The organism is Methylobacillus arboreus (assembly GCF_020532725.1).
Taxonomy (GTDB): domain Bacteria; phylum Pseudomonadota; class Gammaproteobacteria; order Burkholderiales; family Methylophilaceae; genus Methylobacillus; species Methylobacillus arboreus.
In genome coordinates, this window is sequence record NZ_JAJAVC010000011.1 from 190,909 (window position 1) to 206,681 (window position 15,773).

The 15,773-nt window shown below is 53.8% G+C and carries 16 protein-coding genes; 6 read left to right on the forward strand and 10 right to left on the reverse strand.

Features of this window, described 5'->3' with window-relative positions:
• Positions 1 to 161: 161 nt before the first annotated feature.
• Positions 162 to 356 (forward strand): hypothetical protein, encoded by a 195-nt coding sequence (locus LG198_RS11925; protein ID WP_230343404.1) that lies wholly within the window; start codon positions 162 to 164, stop codon positions 354 to 356.
• A gap of 10 nt (positions 357 to 366) precedes the next feature.
• Positions 367 to 615: a hypothetical protein gene (locus LG198_RS11930; protein ID WP_230343405.1), complete on the forward strand. Its 249-nt coding sequence runs from the start codon at positions 367 to 369 to the stop codon at positions 613 to 615.
• Positions 616 to 619: 4 nt separating this feature from the next.
• Here the strand turns inward: LG198_RS11930 and LG198_RS11935 are convergent, their stop codons facing one another.
• From LG198_RS11935 to LG198_RS11950, 4 genes are all read right to left on the reverse strand, one after another.
• Positions 620 to 841 carry a hypothetical protein gene (locus LG198_RS11935; RefSeq protein ID WP_230343406.1) on the reverse strand — a complete coding sequence of 74 codons (222 nt, stop codon included), beginning with the start codon at positions 839 to 841 and terminating at the stop codon, positions 620 to 622.
• 191 nt (positions 842 to 1,032) lie between these two features.
• Positions 1,033 to 1,365, reverse strand: a complete 333-nt coding sequence (locus LG198_RS11940) for a hypothetical protein (protein WP_230343407.1) — start codon at positions 1,363 to 1,365, stop codon at positions 1,033 to 1,035.
• A gap of 74 nt (positions 1,366 to 1,439) precedes the next feature.
• On the reverse strand, positions 1,440 to 2,366 hold the full coding sequence (locus LG198_RS11945) for a zinc dependent phospholipase C family protein (RefSeq protein ID WP_230343408.1): 927 nt from the start codon (positions 2,364 to 2,366) through the stop codon (positions 1,440 to 1,442).
• A 118-nt stretch (positions 2,367 to 2,484) separates the two neighbouring features.
• Positions 2,485 to 2,751, reverse strand: coding sequence for a hypothetical protein (locus LG198_RS11950; protein ID WP_230343409.1), 267 nt, complete (start codon positions 2,749 to 2,751; stop codon positions 2,485 to 2,487).
• A 184-nt stretch (positions 2,752 to 2,935) separates the two neighbouring features.
• Between LG198_RS11950 and sodC the strand changes: the two genes are divergently transcribed.
• Positions 2,936 to 3,448 carry a superoxide dismutase family protein gene (gene sodC / locus LG198_RS11955; protein ID WP_230343410.1) on the forward strand — a complete coding sequence of 171 codons (513 nt, stop codon included), beginning with the start codon at positions 2,936 to 2,938 and terminating at the stop codon, positions 3,446 to 3,448.
• Positions 3,449 to 3,536: 88 nt separating this feature from the next.
• Entirely contained in the window at positions 3,537 to 5,138 is a 1,602-nt protein-coding gene (locus tag LG198_RS11960; protein ID WP_230343411.1) for a phospholipase D family protein, read from the forward strand.
• 117 nt (positions 5,139 to 5,255) lie between these two features.
• Here LG198_RS11960 and LG198_RS11965 read toward each other — a convergent pair whose 3' ends face one another.
• From LG198_RS11965 to LG198_RS11975, 3 genes are all read right to left on the reverse strand, one after another.
• Positions 5,256 to 5,492, reverse strand: coding sequence for a hypothetical protein (locus LG198_RS11965; RefSeq protein WP_230343412.1), 237 nt, complete (start codon positions 5,490 to 5,492; stop codon positions 5,256 to 5,258).
• Between the two features lie 175 nt (positions 5,493 to 5,667).
• Positions 5,668 to 6,039 carry a fluoride efflux transporter CrcB gene (gene crcB, locus LG198_RS11970; RefSeq protein WP_230343413.1) on the reverse strand — a complete coding sequence of 124 codons (372 nt, stop codon included), beginning with the start codon at positions 6,037 to 6,039 and terminating at the stop codon, positions 5,668 to 5,670.
• 198 nt (positions 6,040 to 6,237) lie between these two features.
• A complete protein-coding gene (locus LG198_RS11975; protein WP_230343414.1) occupies positions 6,238 to 6,621 on the reverse strand; it encodes a hypothetical protein in 384 nt (127 codons plus the stop codon).
• Positions 6,622 to 7,035: 414 nt separating this feature from the next.
• Here LG198_RS11975 and LG198_RS11980 point away from each other — a divergent pair, with 414 nt between their 5' ends.
• Together LG198_RS11980 and LG198_RS11985 are read left to right on the forward strand one after the other, a co-directional pair.
• Complete coding sequence (locus tag LG198_RS11980; protein ID WP_230343415.1) at positions 7,036 to 7,233, forward strand: hypothetical protein; 198 nt, start codon at positions 7,036 to 7,038, stop codon at positions 7,231 to 7,233.
• Between the two features lie 13 nt (positions 7,234 to 7,246).
• A complete protein-coding gene (locus tag LG198_RS11985; protein WP_230343416.1) occupies positions 7,247 to 7,480 on the forward strand; it encodes a hypothetical protein in 234 nt (77 codons plus the stop codon).
• Positions 7,481 to 7,580: 100 nt separating this feature from the next.
• On the opposite strand, the gene treY is transcribed toward LG198_RS11985, so the two are convergent.
• Genes treY through treS form a run of 3 tightly spaced genes read right to left on the reverse strand, consistent with a single transcriptional unit; the run spans position 7,581 to position 15,705 of the window.
• Entirely contained in the window at positions 7,581 to 10,406 is a 2,826-nt protein-coding gene (gene treY / locus LG198_RS11990) for a malto-oligosyltrehalose synthase (RefSeq protein WP_230343417.1), read from the reverse strand.
• Positions 10,399 to 12,261 carry a malto-oligosyltrehalose trehalohydrolase gene (gene treZ, locus LG198_RS11995; RefSeq protein ID WP_230343418.1) on the reverse strand — a complete coding sequence of 621 codons (1,863 nt, stop codon included), beginning with the start codon at positions 12,259 to 12,261 and terminating at the stop codon, positions 10,399 to 10,401. The genes treY and treZ overlap by 8 nt, the downstream gene beginning before the upstream one ends.
• 51 nt (positions 12,262 to 12,312) lie before the next feature.
• The gene (gene treS / locus LG198_RS12000; protein ID WP_230343419.1) at positions 12,313 to 15,705 is read right to left on the reverse strand and encodes a maltose alpha-D-glucosyltransferase; all 3,393 of its coding nucleotides are present in this window, start codon (positions 15,703 to 15,705) and stop codon (positions 12,313 to 12,315) included.
• Positions 15,706 to 15,773: the final 68 nt, after the last annotated feature.

Here is a 15,773-nt window from a genome sequence, read left to right on the forward strand (position 1 = left end):
AAGAATATGTCAGTACGCAACTCTTTATATGAAATTGATGTGAGGCAGTAGCCTTATCTTGATTGAGTTTTCCGACAGGCTTTTAGGACGGTGCCGACTGTTGCATGCAGGCAATGGCGCTTAATGTCCTGGAATAATGTTCTGCTGCGAGGTAATGGAAAATGGCGCTGTTTCAAGTATATGTCCGGGCTAAGCACAGTTTGTCCAGCGAGTCACCGCTATGGAGCAATTCGATTAGCGCAGCCAGTATCGAGGAGGCTTATCGGATTGGCAAGGCCCAGTTTGAGACAGAATGGCCTGACCTTGCGCATGAGCAAGTCAGTATTGAGGCGACTTCGGCTTATGTAGAGAAATGAGAGGGTGGATATGGAAAGCCTGATTACCAAACTCAAAACCCCTTCGCCCCACCATCAGGTGAAAATGGAGGCACATGGTTTTACCATATGTCCGCTGGACGAGAGCGTGAGCGCACTGGAAGATTTTCAGCCCATAGCGGAAGAGGCCATCCGCTACGCTGAAGGTGACTATAAAGTTGTGGCCGAGCCTGCTGAGAGCGCACGAGGCAAGTATGGGAAAGTGTTCTTCAATAAGGTGGGTAAGCTGAAGCACCTATGAAAAATCACTCTTGGCACAAGGCCAGCCATTTGCTTATATATTCATTGAGATACTCGCGATCACCTTCCACGATATTCCCGATTACACCTTGTTCAATCAGCTTGTCACGCTGCTGTTGAATGGATGTGGATAATGCCGCCTTGTCGGGATGGGATTCCACCACGGCCTTCATCAGGATGCGGTATTCCAGGCTTTCCAGTGTGCGCTGGTTCAGTTGCATAGCCATGTCTTTAACCTGTGCTTGCAATAATGGGATTCTTTCCATCGTTACCTCTTTCAGGATGCTGTAATTCCCCGATGCAATAAACCATATCTTTAGTAGTTATGGGTTGTTATGGCGATATGCTACGCCTTTATTCATGTTGCATACAATGCCGGGTCTCTGCCAAGCCTCGGCGCATGCCTGGTGGTTTCGGCCTATTTTTCTGTACGGCAGACTTCAGCCGCTTGTAAGGTAAACTGACACGGCCTGGATTCTTGCCATAAATGTCGATCCATCGGGGCGCTGCATCCTGCATCTTCCAGCAAACCCCGGAGACCATCTTGGGTACAGACCAACAGGATTGCATGGCGATCCTCGGTGTTTACCTTGATCAAACGATGCTGGAACGGGCGTAGCAGGTCAGGATCATGTGCCGTGGCCGTTTGCAGCAACTGCTGATCGCTGGTTACGGTGCCGTCCGAGTCGTACCTGACGTAGGCTTCCACTGCACTGCTGAGCTTGGTCAGTGCAGATGCCTCAATTAACATGGTTTCTTCATGTGTGGTGCGTATGGAGCTGCACCCGCTCACCAGAAGAAGCAAGACGAAGCACAGGCAAGGTCTTAAGCCCAGAAACCGAACTGTCCATGTTCATCCTTTCCTGTATCTAGATTCCAATTCCGGATAGCGGTTTGGTATGCGTTGTCGCGGTTAACGACCGCATTGGCAACCGCTGTCCAGATGCGCAGTGTGTTGGATAGCGCATATTCAAATAGCGCATCGTAGTCCATGGTTCCATCGGGCACTTGGAGTTGCTGGATGTATTGCCTGTCAATCTCATTCGGGTTGGGATAGGTGAGGCCTGCACGCACGCCGAGGTGGCGCGCGAATGGCAGCAGCCTGTTGCCTTCCTCCGCGATCTTGTTGACCATGCGATTGAAGCTGCGGTGCCATTTGTCGATAGCAGGAGGATTGGTTGCATATGCCTGCGGATAAACCTGTTGCAGCATGCCGGACCATAGCATGTGGATGTCTTTATCCAGTTTTTTTGTGCCAGGCTCGCGGCAGGCCCATATGCCGGATTCAAGATGTTCTGACAGGCCAAAACCGCCCAGATTCAGGCGCTGGAAAATATGGGCATCCTGGTGCATCTCACATTCACGGTGATGGCGCTTGTTGCTTGCATAAGGGCCGACCTTGAGTTCGACCACCGGATGAATGGTGACATCCATGATCACATGTGAAACGTAACCCAACAACCAGGCTACGCCTTTTTCACGTTGTATGCCTTGCCATTGCCTGAGCGTCTGGATGCCGGCATGGATGACGTCGCCGGTACGGACATAATGCATGTCATCTGCCCAAGCCAGTGAGGCCTTGTCACGGATGGCAAGATAGGGATAGTCTGGGCTGATGGCGCCAAGCTCTGCAAACTTGAAGTGCCTGAGCAGCCAGGGGATGACCTGGCGGGGAAATCCGGCTGCAGCTTCCAGTCTGGGTGTTGCACGTAAATGGTTGATGAAAGTGAGATGGGCAAACGCGCCGGGCATTGTTATTTTCCCTTGTTATAGACCTGAATATGTCATCCAGGTGAATGGCTTACCCCGCCATTCCTGAGTTTCCCCGATATTTTAGTGATTGTTTTTATTATGCTTGTCAGATCCAGCCTCAGGGATCCTGCCGGTATTTCAGGATGAATTCGTTTTCCATGAACTCGCATGCTTCTGCGACATACTTCAATTCGGTGGGCGACAGCGGCGAATTTGCATGCCGTTGCCAGCAATCCTTGATTGCGGCGCGATCGTTGCGTTGTTCCTGGCTATCGGGCACTGGTGATGTACCGAAGATATAGTAAAGCAAGGCTGCGCCGATCAACACCAATATAAATAGCCAAAGCCAGGCTTGCCTACCCCATTGCTGAATACGGCTGGTCATGATGTGGTTCTCCTCTTCCCATTGATCGTAAGAATGCTGGTTTTTGTATTATGCATTGATTATAGTCTGACAAGATTGCTCAAGTTGGTTCGGATATTGTTCTTGATCGCGGTTGCTGGTTAGAACCTGCGGGTTATTAATTTGTCCGATTGCAATGCGCTCAGCCCATTCTAAAGGAGAATTTATGAAACAGATATTGGCACTATCGTTATTGTTATCAAGTGGTGTTGCATTCGCGGATATTGCTGTCCCTGTCCACCTGGTTGATGAAGCAGGCGCGGGCAAGGATATTGGCCAGGTGCTGGTGACCGAGAGCAAATATGGGGTTGTGTTCACGCCAGCGCTCAAGGGGCTGACCCCTGGCTTGCATGGGTTCCACCTGCACCAGAACCCGAGCTGCGATACCAATGAGCAAGACGGCAAGCGCGTGCCTGCGGGAGCAGCAGGCGCTCACCTTGATCCGGCCAATGCGAACAAGCATGGTACGCCGTGGGGAGATGGGCACCTGGGCGATCTGCCGCCATTGTATATCGATGCCAATGGGGCTGCCAGCCAGCCTGTCCTGGCGCCCCGGCTCAAGCTCAAGGATGTGAGCGGGCATGCACTGATCATTCATGCAGGCGGGGATAACCATTCGGATCATCCTGAAAAACTGGGCGGTGGCGCGGGCCGGGTAGCTTGCGGCGTGATCAGATAGTAGTGATTCCGGCTTAGAGCCTGTTCAATGTTTTTCATGGGGATATTCCAGCTTGTGTTTCGTTTGCCGGAGCAGAAATGAGTATCACGTGAGCGCACGGGGATCCCAGGTCGTATCATTGGGCAGGTTGTTATTCACCGGCTGGTGGGCCCGGTGCATAGTGATTGTGCTGGTGATGCCATTGGTAGCGTGCGGCCTGCCCCAGGTACGGGATAGCGACAAGCCGCCTTCTTTTGCGCTCAAGCCTGATGAAGTGGCCGACACCATGCTGGGCAAGGCAATGCGGCCACTCAAGGATGCGCATCCTGGCGAGTCCGGCATCATGCCGTTACTGGATGCGTATAGCGCATTTGCGGCGCGAATGTTATTGACCAATTCTGCACAGAAGACCCTCGATGTGCAGTATTACATCTGGCGCAATGACAATACCGGCATTCTCTTGCTGGAAGGCTTGCGCAAAGCGGCAGAGCGTGGTGTCAGGGTGCGCCTGTTGCTGGACGACAACGGCATCACTGGCCGCGATATGGATACCAGACTGGCCGCGCTGGACAGCCATCCGTTGATACAGGTGCGTCTTTTCAACCCTTTTCCTTTCCGCACATTCAAGCCGCTGGGGTTTCTCACGGATTTTTCACGCCTCAACCGTCGCATGCACAACAAGTCGTTCATTGCCGATAACCTGGTCACCATCATAGGCGGCCGCAATGTCGGGGACGAATATTTTGGTGCCACCGATGGCGTGTTGTTTTCTGACCTGGATGTCATGGCGATCGGCAGTGTGGTGGACGATACTTCCCAAGACTTTGACCGCTATTGGGCAAGCGCTTCGGCGTATCCCGTCAGCGTGCTCTTGCCAAAGTCCGAAGAAAGCGCGCTGCAGAATTTAAGCCAAGCCGCCGCCAATGCGGAAAAAACAGTGACTGGGGAAGGTTATCTTAAAGCGTTGAGGGACAGCCAGTTCATCCGCGACTTTCTCGATGGACAACAGGAATTTGACTGGGCAAAGGTAGAGCTAATCAGCGATAGTCCGCAAAAAATCACCGGAGATGCCGAGGAGGAGGATATGCTTATTTTCAGCCTCGCGCGCATCCTGCGTGATCCCAAGTCTAGTGTGGACCTTGTTTCTCCGTATTTTGTCCCTACCCAGGCCGGGGTAGATGGCCTGTCGGCACTGGCCAAACGCGGCGTCAATATCCGTATCCTGACCAATGCGCTGGAATCTACCGATGTAGCGGCTGTTCATGCTGGCTACGCCAAGTGGCGCAAACCTTTATTGCAAGCCGGTATCCAGCTATATGAAATGCGCAGCCAGGGGAATATGAACAATATGTCGGATTACCTGGGGCCGTTTGGCAGTTCCGGTTCCAGCTTGCATGCCAAGACCTTTACCGTCGATGCTTCCCGCGTGTTTATCGGCTCTTTCAATTTTGATCCGCGTTCGGCGCGGCTTAATACCGAGCTTGGTTTTGTGATTGAAAGTCCTGCGCTGGCGAAAAGAGTGGAAGAAGCCTTCAAGTCCGATGTGCCACAAAGTTCATATGAAGTGCGGCTTGATGAGAGTGAGCGCTTATATTGGGTTTCTTATCAGGATGGTGTTGAGCAGCGTTATAAAGTAGACCCAGGCACTACGCTGTTGCAACGTTTTCTCGTCAGGGTATTGTCCGTACTTCCGATTGACTGGCTTTTATGAAGCGCTCGCCATACGCATGTTATTAGTGCGTCATGAAGCCTGTTGGGATAATAAACTTTTGAGATGATGGAAAGAAAAAAGGCGGAACAAGTCCGCCTTTTGCAGCGTCGTGGAGACTTAGTCTTTTTTGACTAAGGTAAGGCCAGTTCTTTTGGCTTTCAGCAATATTTCAAATACGTCTACAGATGCAACCTTGTGTGTTTTCACAACGGTATCAAATGCTGCGATCAGCTCTGGAAAACCTTCACTTTGACGGGTCAGTTGTGACGGTTTCTGCTCAAGTGCTTCAAGTTGCTGGGTAAGCGCAGAAATTTTTTGCTTTAGCTTTTCCCTCTTTGCATCAGTCGTTGCCATTAATAGATCCTGTTATTTAAATGAGTAATGAAAGAATTCAACATAATTAATCAATATTAATCAATGGGAAAATGTGGGTATTTTATCTCCCAACCAAACCCAGAATAATTCAATTGATTTCGAGATTATATTAAATTTATCCAGAAAAACAAATTGATGATTATGATCAATTCTCTTAACGGAAAAGCAGGAAGCTGCCATACATAAGTACTAGGCCGACCACAATGCTCAACGTGACATAAAGCAGTGCAATCAATAATTCTCCGCTTTTCAGCAATAGCATAGTTTCCAGTCCAAAAGCAGAAAATGTCGTAAAGCCGCCCACTACACCAGTAAACAGAAAAACTTTCCATGCGGCTGGAAACCCACCCCATCGTTCGCCAAGCCCTGCGAGCATGCCAATAATCAGGCATCCGACAATATTGACGACGAATGTGCCAAGGGGGAATTTCAGATGTATCGCCTGATGCAGAATAAAACCTGATAGTTTGAACCGGGCGACCGAACCAATTGCGCCTCCAAGCGCTACCAGCAATAGTTGTTGCATATGTTTCCAGGTTCAGGTTTTGTATGGATTTGTATAGTTCAGCAGGCTATCACAAATCGCTTGGCAGCCATACTTCTATGCATGAGCCAACACAATTTAGCATGGCAGTGAACCTAAGAATTCATGCAATATATCCATCAACCATCAACTTTATTTTTGCGGGGCAGGAAGGTATTTATCCTGTCCCGCCTTGGCGTTTTATGGATTTGTTCCTGTGCTGGTAGGCGGCGAAGTGCTCGGCGATACGCCCGGATTGGCACCTGGTGTTCCATTTGTCACTCCCGGCGCATTGGCTCCCTGGCCCTGTGCGCCTGGTGCGCTGATGTTGCCATTGTATTCCCGTACCGGAGGCTGTGTGGTAGCGCCAGTGCCTGGGGTGGTAGTAACTCCTGTATTGCCGCTAGGCGTAGCAGGAGGAGGTACAGGCTGTGAGGTGGCACCTGGGGAATATGGCTGACCCGTTACCGGGTCTATCCCATCATGGGTGGGATGTATACCGCCTGCCTGTGCGGAAGAAGCAAGCTGGAGAAACCCCCATATGATTGCCATGGTGAACACATGTGCGATACCAGGTTGTCGCATGATGATCTCCTTGCCTTAAGTCGATGAAGCTTCATTTTAAATAAGGCTGGCAAACATGATAGTCAGGAGTTTTCTTAAAGCCATGTAGGAATATATGCTGAGAAGCGGGCTTGATTATCAGGAGGTCGCTACGTCACGGCTCTGGTATCGCACATATGGATACGTAACCGTTTTCTGAGAAAAGGGCGGGATTTTCATAGATTGCAGCAGACAATTCGCGACACTTATTTGGTTCATCACTATTGTCATCAATGATTTGATAATTTCTGTTCGTCTAAATGAGTGGAGAACGATTCGCACATCATTGTTAATTATTCTGACGGTATTATCAGAGTTATCTGATCCTTAAAGTTCCTGTATTCGATCAGAATAGTTCAAGATTTATTATTTCAATATGCCTTGATAGAGGTCAATATGATAGAAGAATTTGACTACATGGATAGAAAAGTCAGAATCATTGGCAGAACCCATGATTCTGCGGGAATTGTTTTCTCTGTCATTATTGACCGTATAGAGCATTATCCAGGTACTGAGTTCAATGTCAGCTGGGCAGAGGCCAAGTTGAAGGGCGCTGATTATGCCAGAAACCTGATTGATCTGGTTTCCAATTAGTCATAGACATGGAATGAAGAAAAAATTTAACCATCGTTTCACAGCAACGCAAAAAAATATTTTCTATCTCCTTCTTGCTGTGATTGCAGGATTGGTTGTGTATAAACTTATAGGCCCCAACCCTCCGCTCACAGATCAGGCCCACCATGAGCTTGAGACCAAGGCTGAGGAATTGGAAAAGCGACTCACGGAAGACCTTGAACAGGATTCTGGGACAAAGGCTGTACCTCATAATTATTCAAATTAATATTGCAACTTAATACATTTCCTTCTATCAGAATGTTGGGCATAGAGTTGGGGAAAGTTTTAGTTTCCCATGTCAAATGACAAAGCCTACTCCTTGGTTTTCAGATTCGGATATCGACAGCAATCGCTGCCAAAGGCAAGATCGAAAAGACCTCATCTAGTTTGATCTGGCCTATGTAAATATGGCATGGCTGGTCGGAAATGATGTCCCGCGCTTCTGAATTGAGTTTGCCTGGCAGATGGACAATGGTGTCTTTCCACGTATCTGTATCGAGGCCCAGTTGATGCCTTTTTCGCATGAAAGAGGCCGTCAACCTTGGCACCACGACAACGATGGCCTGGTCATGCAAGCTTCTCATGAATGCCAATACATGTGCGGCCTGCGGCCCGCGCACTTCAAGTGCCGCATAGTCACCGCCACTGAACAGGCCGGGCTGTTGTCTGCGGTGTTGCAGCAGAGTCCGGATGACATGCTGTTTGATCGCCCCATCCTGCCAACCCGCTATTTTGTCCTGCAAAGGAATGCGGGCTTCCAGTAGCTGTTCCCTATGATTAAAGTCCACGCTGCGCCGGTTATCAGGGTCCAGCAGGCTGAGGTCCCACAGCTCCGTTCCCTGGTATAGGTCGGGGATGCCTGGCGTGGTCAGGCGCAATAGCGTCTGGGACAGGCTGTTGACAGCGCCGGTTGCGGAAATTTCCTGTACGAAGGCATAAGCCGATTGAAGGAACGAGCTGCTTTGCTCGTGATCCAGAATGCTGAACAGCAAATGGCTGCATGCATTTTCATATTCTTCATTGACCTGCATCCAGCCAGAGAGGCGTTTTGCTTCACGTATGCTCTTGATCATCCATTGATTGAGGCGCTCGGCATAGGCTTTCAGGCCTGCTTTATCATCCATCTTCAGCTCATAGGGCCAGGCGCCGATGAGCGTTTGATAGAGCATGAGTTCATGCTGGGGACGCGGGGCGCTGTAACTGACGATGAGGTTTTCCTCGGGATGGATGTTCTGGTGGAAGCGCGCGTTCATGGTGAGCCACTCTTCTACCTGCGCTTCCCAGTGCTGGGGTATCTGGCTCAGGACGGCAATCCGCATGCGGGTGTCCTCGCCGCGTTTGTGGTCATGCGTGGCGGTACCCAGCATGGTGTTGGGGTAGCCTTTCCGGCGTTGGGTGCACGCCTGGTGGAAGTCTGCCGGGGCCAGGGCAAAAATATCCGGATTGCTGCCCACTTCGTTGCGGGACAGCAGGCGTCCAAAACGATAGAACGCGGTATCCTCCATGGATTTTGCAGCTAATGGCGGCATGAGCTGCTGGAAGCGTGTCATGGCGCGTTGCGACAAGTCTGAAAGTTGACTGTCGGGATCCGCAATGACCAGTTCGGCACTCAGCCAGCCCAGCACGATATCCACCAATGCCTTGTCCACCTGGCCCAGGGTGCGCCTGGCGTGGTTGGCAGTGTCCTGGAAGATGTCGCGGTCTATCTGGTCGGGGCCGGTTTTGCCCACATAGCTGCGATAGACCGGGAAGTGGACGAGGATTTCTGCCAGCACGCGCTTGATTGCGGCCAGGGAGTAATCCCGGCTGCGCAATTCCGCCCGGGCAATATGGTGCAAGGCGGCGGCCGTGGCATTGAACTCGCCGACCAGGTTTTCTGACAACAATTGATAGCGCGCACTGCGTACATGACGGGCAAAATCGTATTGGTCCCCCGTATGTTTCTGCCATAAGGCGGTAAGCGGCCGGGCGCCGCGTGGGTCATGCAGGACGGCACTTGCCTGGTCCATGAACTCATAACCGGTCGTGCCGTCGATATGCCAATCGTCGCGCAACCATTCGCCAGGGGCAAGAATCTTTTCCGCAATGATGTAGGGCGCTTGCTGCAAGTGTTTGGGCCTGTGCCTGACCAGTTGTTTCAACCTTTTCTGCAGCTTGAGGCAGTATTCCTGCGGATGAGCCAGGCCATCGATATGATCCAGCCTTACGCCATCCACAAGGCCTTCGCGATAAAGGTTGAAGAGCAGTGAGTGCGTGGCTTCGAATACTTCATCTATCTCGACGCGGATGCCGGCCAGTTCACTGACTTCAAAGAAGCGGCGCCAATTGATCTCGTCTGCCGCATTGATCCACCAGGTGAGGCGATAGTGCTGCCTATCCAATAACAGGTGAAGCTGCATCCGGCTGTCAGTGTCGTCCTGGTTGTAAAAAGCCAGGGCCGACTCCAGCGCTGCCTTGCCTTGAGGATGATGGGCAATGTCATGCAGAATCTTCCTGGCGTGTATGACGGTTTTTTCCTGCTTGAGGAAGGGCTGCTGCGGGTCCAGTTTCTCCAACTGTGCTATCAATGGCTGCAACAGCTTGCTGTCTGCTTGCCGCAAGATGGCGGGATAATCAAACAGTGAAACGGGGAAATGGTTGTCGAAGTAGGCCACGACAATCTGCCCTGTGTCCTGCTGATAAGCCAGCTTCAGCTCGCCCTTGTCCAGCACTTCTCCGTAAGGATCCCCCAGGAAGGGGGCCAGGATTTTGCCATGCAACGCCGGGTCTGTGGAATCCCAGTCTATGTCGAACCAGGTGGCGTAAGGGCTGTTCCGCCCCCATTCGAAGACATGCTGCCACCAGGGGTTTTCAGCGCCGCCCACTCCCATGTGGTTGGGCACGATGTCCACAATCAAGCCCATCCCCGTAGCGCGCAAGCCCTCTACGAGGCGTCTCAGGCCCTGTTCACCGCCGAGTTCCGCGCTGATTTGAGTGGGGTCGACAATATCGTAACCATGCATTGAGTTGCTGCGGGCGGTCAGGATGGGGGAGGAGTAGATATGGCTGATGCCCAGCTTGGCAAAGTAGGGGATGCGCTCCAGCGCATCATCAAAGGTGAAGTCCTGATGGAATTGCAGGCGTATGGTCGCGGTAATGTCTGACCTAGGCATGGTCGGCCAATGCAAGCGGAGGTTCAAGGCAGGCCAGGACGCTGTAGGCGGGCATTTCCCCTGTGGCCAGCGCGGCATGGGCATTGCCGTGATTCAGCAATACCTGCGCCGGGCCTGATACCAGTTCATCCAGGTGTTTGCCGGCGGTTTCCGCGCCCAGGTTGACTGCCAGGGTGAGAATGGCGCCATTGCCCAACTGCCATTGCGCATAGACGGCGGCCGGACCAAAGGCGGCATAACGCAGGGCCCGGCATTGCTCCAGGTGGGGGAGCAGGTGCAGGTGGCGTAGTTGCAACAAATGGCTGATCCATTCGCGCCATGCTATTTGTGCAGGCGTTTGATGGTCATGGGGGATGGATTGCTCGAAGCTGGCTTCTGCATTGGGATCGGGAATGCGCTCGGCCAGCGAGGTATCCTGGAATTGGGGAAAAGTGGCAAACTCGGCGCGGCGTCCTTCACGCACAGCGTTGGCCAGCGCAGGGTCTTCATGGTTGGTGAAATAGAGAAAGGGTTCCGTCGCGCCATATTCTTCTCCCATGAACATCAGCGGCACATGGGGGCTCAACAGCAATAATGCGCTTGCGACCTTGAGCGCAGGTTCTGGTGCCAGGGCTGCCAGACGCTCGCCGAACGCACGATTGCCGATCTGGTCGTGGTTCTGCAGGAAAATGATGAAGCTGGATAGCGTAAGCCCGCTGCTTGGCTCGCCCCGCGGCTGGTTGTGGCGATGCGCCGAGATTTCGCCCTGATAGACAAAGCCTTCGCCCAGGCAACGCGCAAGCTTGTCCATGGTATGTTCCGCGTAGTCTGCGTAATAACCGCCGGTTTCACCGGTAAGCAGCACATGCAGCACATGATGGCTATCATCGTTCCATTGGGCGTCGTAGCCGTTTTGCAGCAGCGTGACCGAATTATGGTCATTCTCGGCCATCAAGTGGATATGGCGGCGGCCATCGAACTCTTGGCGTATCCGCGCTGCAATATCCAGCAGGAAGGCCTGGTCCCAGATCGCATGGCAGGCATCGAGCCGCAGGCCGTCGAACTGGAATTCCTCCAGCCAGTAAAGCGCATTCTCGGTGTAAAACTCCAATACCTCCGGCTGGGCGAAGTCGATCGCATCCCCCCAGGGCGTCTGGTGCTGATGGCAGAAGAATTGCGGAGCATAGTGATGCAGGTAGTTGCCATCCGGTCCGAAGTGGTTATAGACCACGTCTAGGTAAACGCTGATTCCCAAGCCATGGGCATCATCAATCAGCGCTTTCAGCTCATCGGGAGAGCCGTAGGAATATTGCGGGGCAAATTGCAGCACGCCGTCATATCCCCAGTTGCGGTTTCCGGGAAAGCTGGCAACCGGCATGAGCTCGATGGCGGTAAAGCCCATGGCAGCCCATTGCGGCAATTGCGCACGCACGCCCTGGTATCCTCCCAGTGCGCCGGCATGGACTTCCAGGATGATGCTTTCATGCCAAGGCCTGCCCGCCCAATCCTGATTGCGCCAGAGATAAGCCTGCGGATCGATCACCAGGCTGCTGCCATGCACGCCATCCGCCTGGGCGCGTGACCATGGGTCGGGCACGAGGAGTTCCTGGCCCTGCTTGTTGCGGACCCGGTAACGGTACTGGGCGCCTGCATCGGCGGCGAGTTCCAGGCTGAACCAGCTGGCACCGGCTTCAGCCACCAGGGCATGCTCTTCCCCGCCCGGCAGTACCACCCAGACTTTTTCCGCATTGGGCGCCCATAGCCTGAACCTGACCTTGCCTGGTTCCAGGATGTGGGCCCCGGCGGGCAGCAGGCGCATATGGGTATCCTGTCTCCTGGCTTTCGGCATTGCATCGGCTTGCAGGTATAAGGTCATGGGTTTGTATCCTCAACAACGTAAATGCACAAAAAATTGGTCAGGTCCAGGCTATGGCGCATCCGGATTCAACTCATTCAACAATCCCAGCAGGCCGCGCAGTGGAATGCCTGTCCAGGCTGGCCGGTTTGCAGCCTCGGATGCGATTTCATGGAGCATTTTTTCCAGCAGGCATAAATCCAGCACGGCTTGCTCATCTGGAGGCAGGTACTGGTAGTTTTCAATGCCGCGTGGTTTTTCGGGGGCGCGATGATGCAGGCAGTAAGCCTGCATGAATACCTGCTTCGAGCAAGCCTCGTAGTTTTGCAGCAATTCCTGGCGATGTTGCGCACCGTCGCTTGCAGGCTGGTTTATGTCGCTTTTTTCCACCTGGGCCGCGGCATGGGAGAATGAGCGCAACAGGCCTGCCACGTCGCGCAGCGGATGGTCTTTCTGGCGGCATTGCGCCAGGCTGCGTGCAGGATCACCTTCGAAATCGATGATCATTACATCGCCTGACATCATCAGTACCTGGCCCAGATGAAAGTCGCCATGGATGCGGAACCGGCGCTGGCCGGGTACTTGTTGCGCCAGCCTGTCTATCACGGCCGCCAACTGCTCCTGTCTTGCCAGTATGGCGGCAGCGTGCGTGGCATCCATCTCGTCGGGCCATGGGCTATGCTCGAGCAGTTCCAGTGCTGCATCTAGCTGTGTCCGGAGATTGCGCTGCCAGACTTCGACCTGTGCGCTGGAAAAGATTTCCGGGTTGAAGTCCGGGTCGGCTGAAGGGCTGCCCAAGGCATTGTGCAATTCAGCTAGGCGCTGCCCCAGTATGCCGGCGAAGGTAGTCAGCTCTTTCAGCGGGCTAGGATCATCGACTGCCAATGCCTGCTTCGCCAAGTCAGCGGAGCTATTGTCATGCAATACATGGCCCAGCCTGTCCAGTGTCCATTGCCAGGCATTCCCCTGGTTATGCATAAAAGCCTGCATGATGACTTGGGTGTGGGGGATGCCAACAGCATTGATGAATGTCATGTCTCCCAGCAACTGTGGCGTATTGGCGTGGCCGATCTTGCCCAGGTGGCGGGCCATTTCCAGTGCCGGGTTGATGCCCGGCCGGACGCGCCGCAATAGCTTGATGACCGCAATATCGCCGATGATCAGTGAGCTGTTGGATTGTTCTTCGTCTGTGCGCCTGGTTTCCAGCCCGGGCTTCCAATCAATCTCGTGGAATGCCTTTGTACTGTTGAAGTGGATGCTGCCTGTTTCGGCATCAAGCACGCTGTTGTGCCGCAGGTGGTGCACCAGGGTGCGGATGAAACTGCCCAGTGCAAATGCGTCTGTCAGCACGCCGATCCGCGGCCCCTGGCGTACGCGGGCAAATGCCAGTTTCCGCGCCAGGTCCGGCATTTCCTGGTCATCGGAGAAAATTCCCATGGGCAGGAAATAGGACTCCTGCCCAATGTCGGAACTGGTATCCGCCTGGGTGAGCAGCACGGGCGAGTCGCCGGACGCGAGCGGTTCCAATATGCCCAGCAGCACCAATTTTATTGCTGGCGGAGCATGCTCCTGTTTGCCGGAGTACCAGCGTCGATGGGGCAGGTAGGCGGGAAGGATGTCTTGCTCCATGGTCTGGCGCAATTGGGAGCCGAACAGGCTGGACAAGTCCCTGTTGAGCACTAGGGTCAGGTATTCCGGCAATGCCGCCTCGTTGCTGCTGGCTGCATCGAGGGGCTGTTTGCTCCTGGTAAGGAGGAACCAGTAAAAGTCGTAGGCGGCCAGGGTCAATATATAGGGCTGCTGCCCGATTCTGGGGAACACCGACCCGCCCAGCATTTCCACCGGCTCATACCCGGAAAATTCCGCCAAGTTGAGCTCCACTGCCTGTGCGGTGCTGGAGATATTGGCCACGCACAGGATTACCTGCTCATCATCCGCGTTCTTTCCCGCATTCTCTCCACCGGGGGTGTGAATGCGCAAATAACTCAGTATCTTGCGGTTGCCGGGATAAAGCAGGCGCATGCTGCCACGGCCAAAGGCGTGATATTGCCTGCGGACCGCCAGCAAGTGGCGCATCCAGTTGAGCAGGGAGTGCGGGTCGCTGTTTTGCGACTCCACATTGATTGCGTGATAGCCATATTGCGTATCCATGATGGGAGGGAGCACCAGGCGCGCCGGGTCGGCGTTGGAGAATCCGCCGTTACGGTCCGGGCTCCACTGCATCGGCGTGCGCACGCCGTCGCGATCTCCGAGGTGGATGTTGTCGCCCATGCCGATTTCATCGCCGTAATAGATGACGGGGGTGCCGGGCATGGATAGCAGCAGGCTGTTGAGCAGCTCCAGGCGCCGCCTGTCCCGCTGCAACAGGGGCGCTAATCGGCGGCGTATGCCGACATTGAGCCTGGCACGGCTTTCCGCGGCATAGAAGTTGAGCATGTAGGCGCGCTCATTGTCGGTGACCATTTCCAGGGTCAGCTCGTCGTGGTTGCGCAGGAATATGGCCCACTGGCAGGTCGGCGGAATATCGGGGGTCTGCCTGAGAATGTCGGTAATAGGGAAGCGGTCTTGCTGCGCCAGTGCCAGGTAGATGCGCGGCATCAAGGGAAAGTGGAACGCCATGTGGCATTCGTCTTCGCCATTGCCGAAATATTGCTGAACGTCTTCCGGCCACATGTTCGCTTCGGCCAGCAGCATGCGGTCAGGGTAGTTCTGGTCTATTTCCCGCCGGATGCGCTTGAGGATGTCATGCGTTTCGGGCAGGTTTTCATTGGAGGTGCCTTCCCGCTCGATCAGGTAAGGCACGGCATCCAGCCTGAGGCCATCCACGCCCAGGTCCAGCCAGAAGCGCATGATATTGATGATGGATTTCAATACCTGAGGATTGTCGAAGTTCAGGTCGGGCTGGTGCGAGAAGAACCGGTGCCAGTAATAGGCACCCGCCACAGGGTCCCAGGCCCAGTTCGATTTCTCCGTATCGGTGAAAATGATGCGGGTCTCGCTGTAGGCAGTATCCGTATCCGACCAGACATAGAAATTGCGTGCAGCCGACCCAGGCTTGGCATGGCGCGCACGCTGAAACCATGGGTGCTGGTCCGAGGTGTGGTTGATGATGAGCTCCGTGATGACCCGCAGGTTGCGCTTATGCGCTTCGGCAATAAAGCGCTTGGCATCGGACAGGATGCCGTAGTCGGCATGGACGCCGCGATATTCTGCAATATCGTAGCCATCGTCCCGCCGAGGAGATGGATAGAAGGGCAGCAGCCAGATGGTGTTGACGCCAAGTTCGGCAATATAGTCCAGCTTGCGGATCAGCCCGGCAAAATCGCCGATGCCGTCATTGTTGGCATCAAAGAACGACTTGATATGCACCTGGTAGATGACGGCATCCTTGTACCACAAGGGATCGTCGTTGAAGCGCAGGTTTTTTTCAGCCCTGGTTTTCTTCTGCAATTGCTCCTTGGTCATGGGAGCTGTCCCTTCACGCTGATTCGCCGGACGGCGCGGGAGATTGCTTGCTGGCGCATGTGATTGCT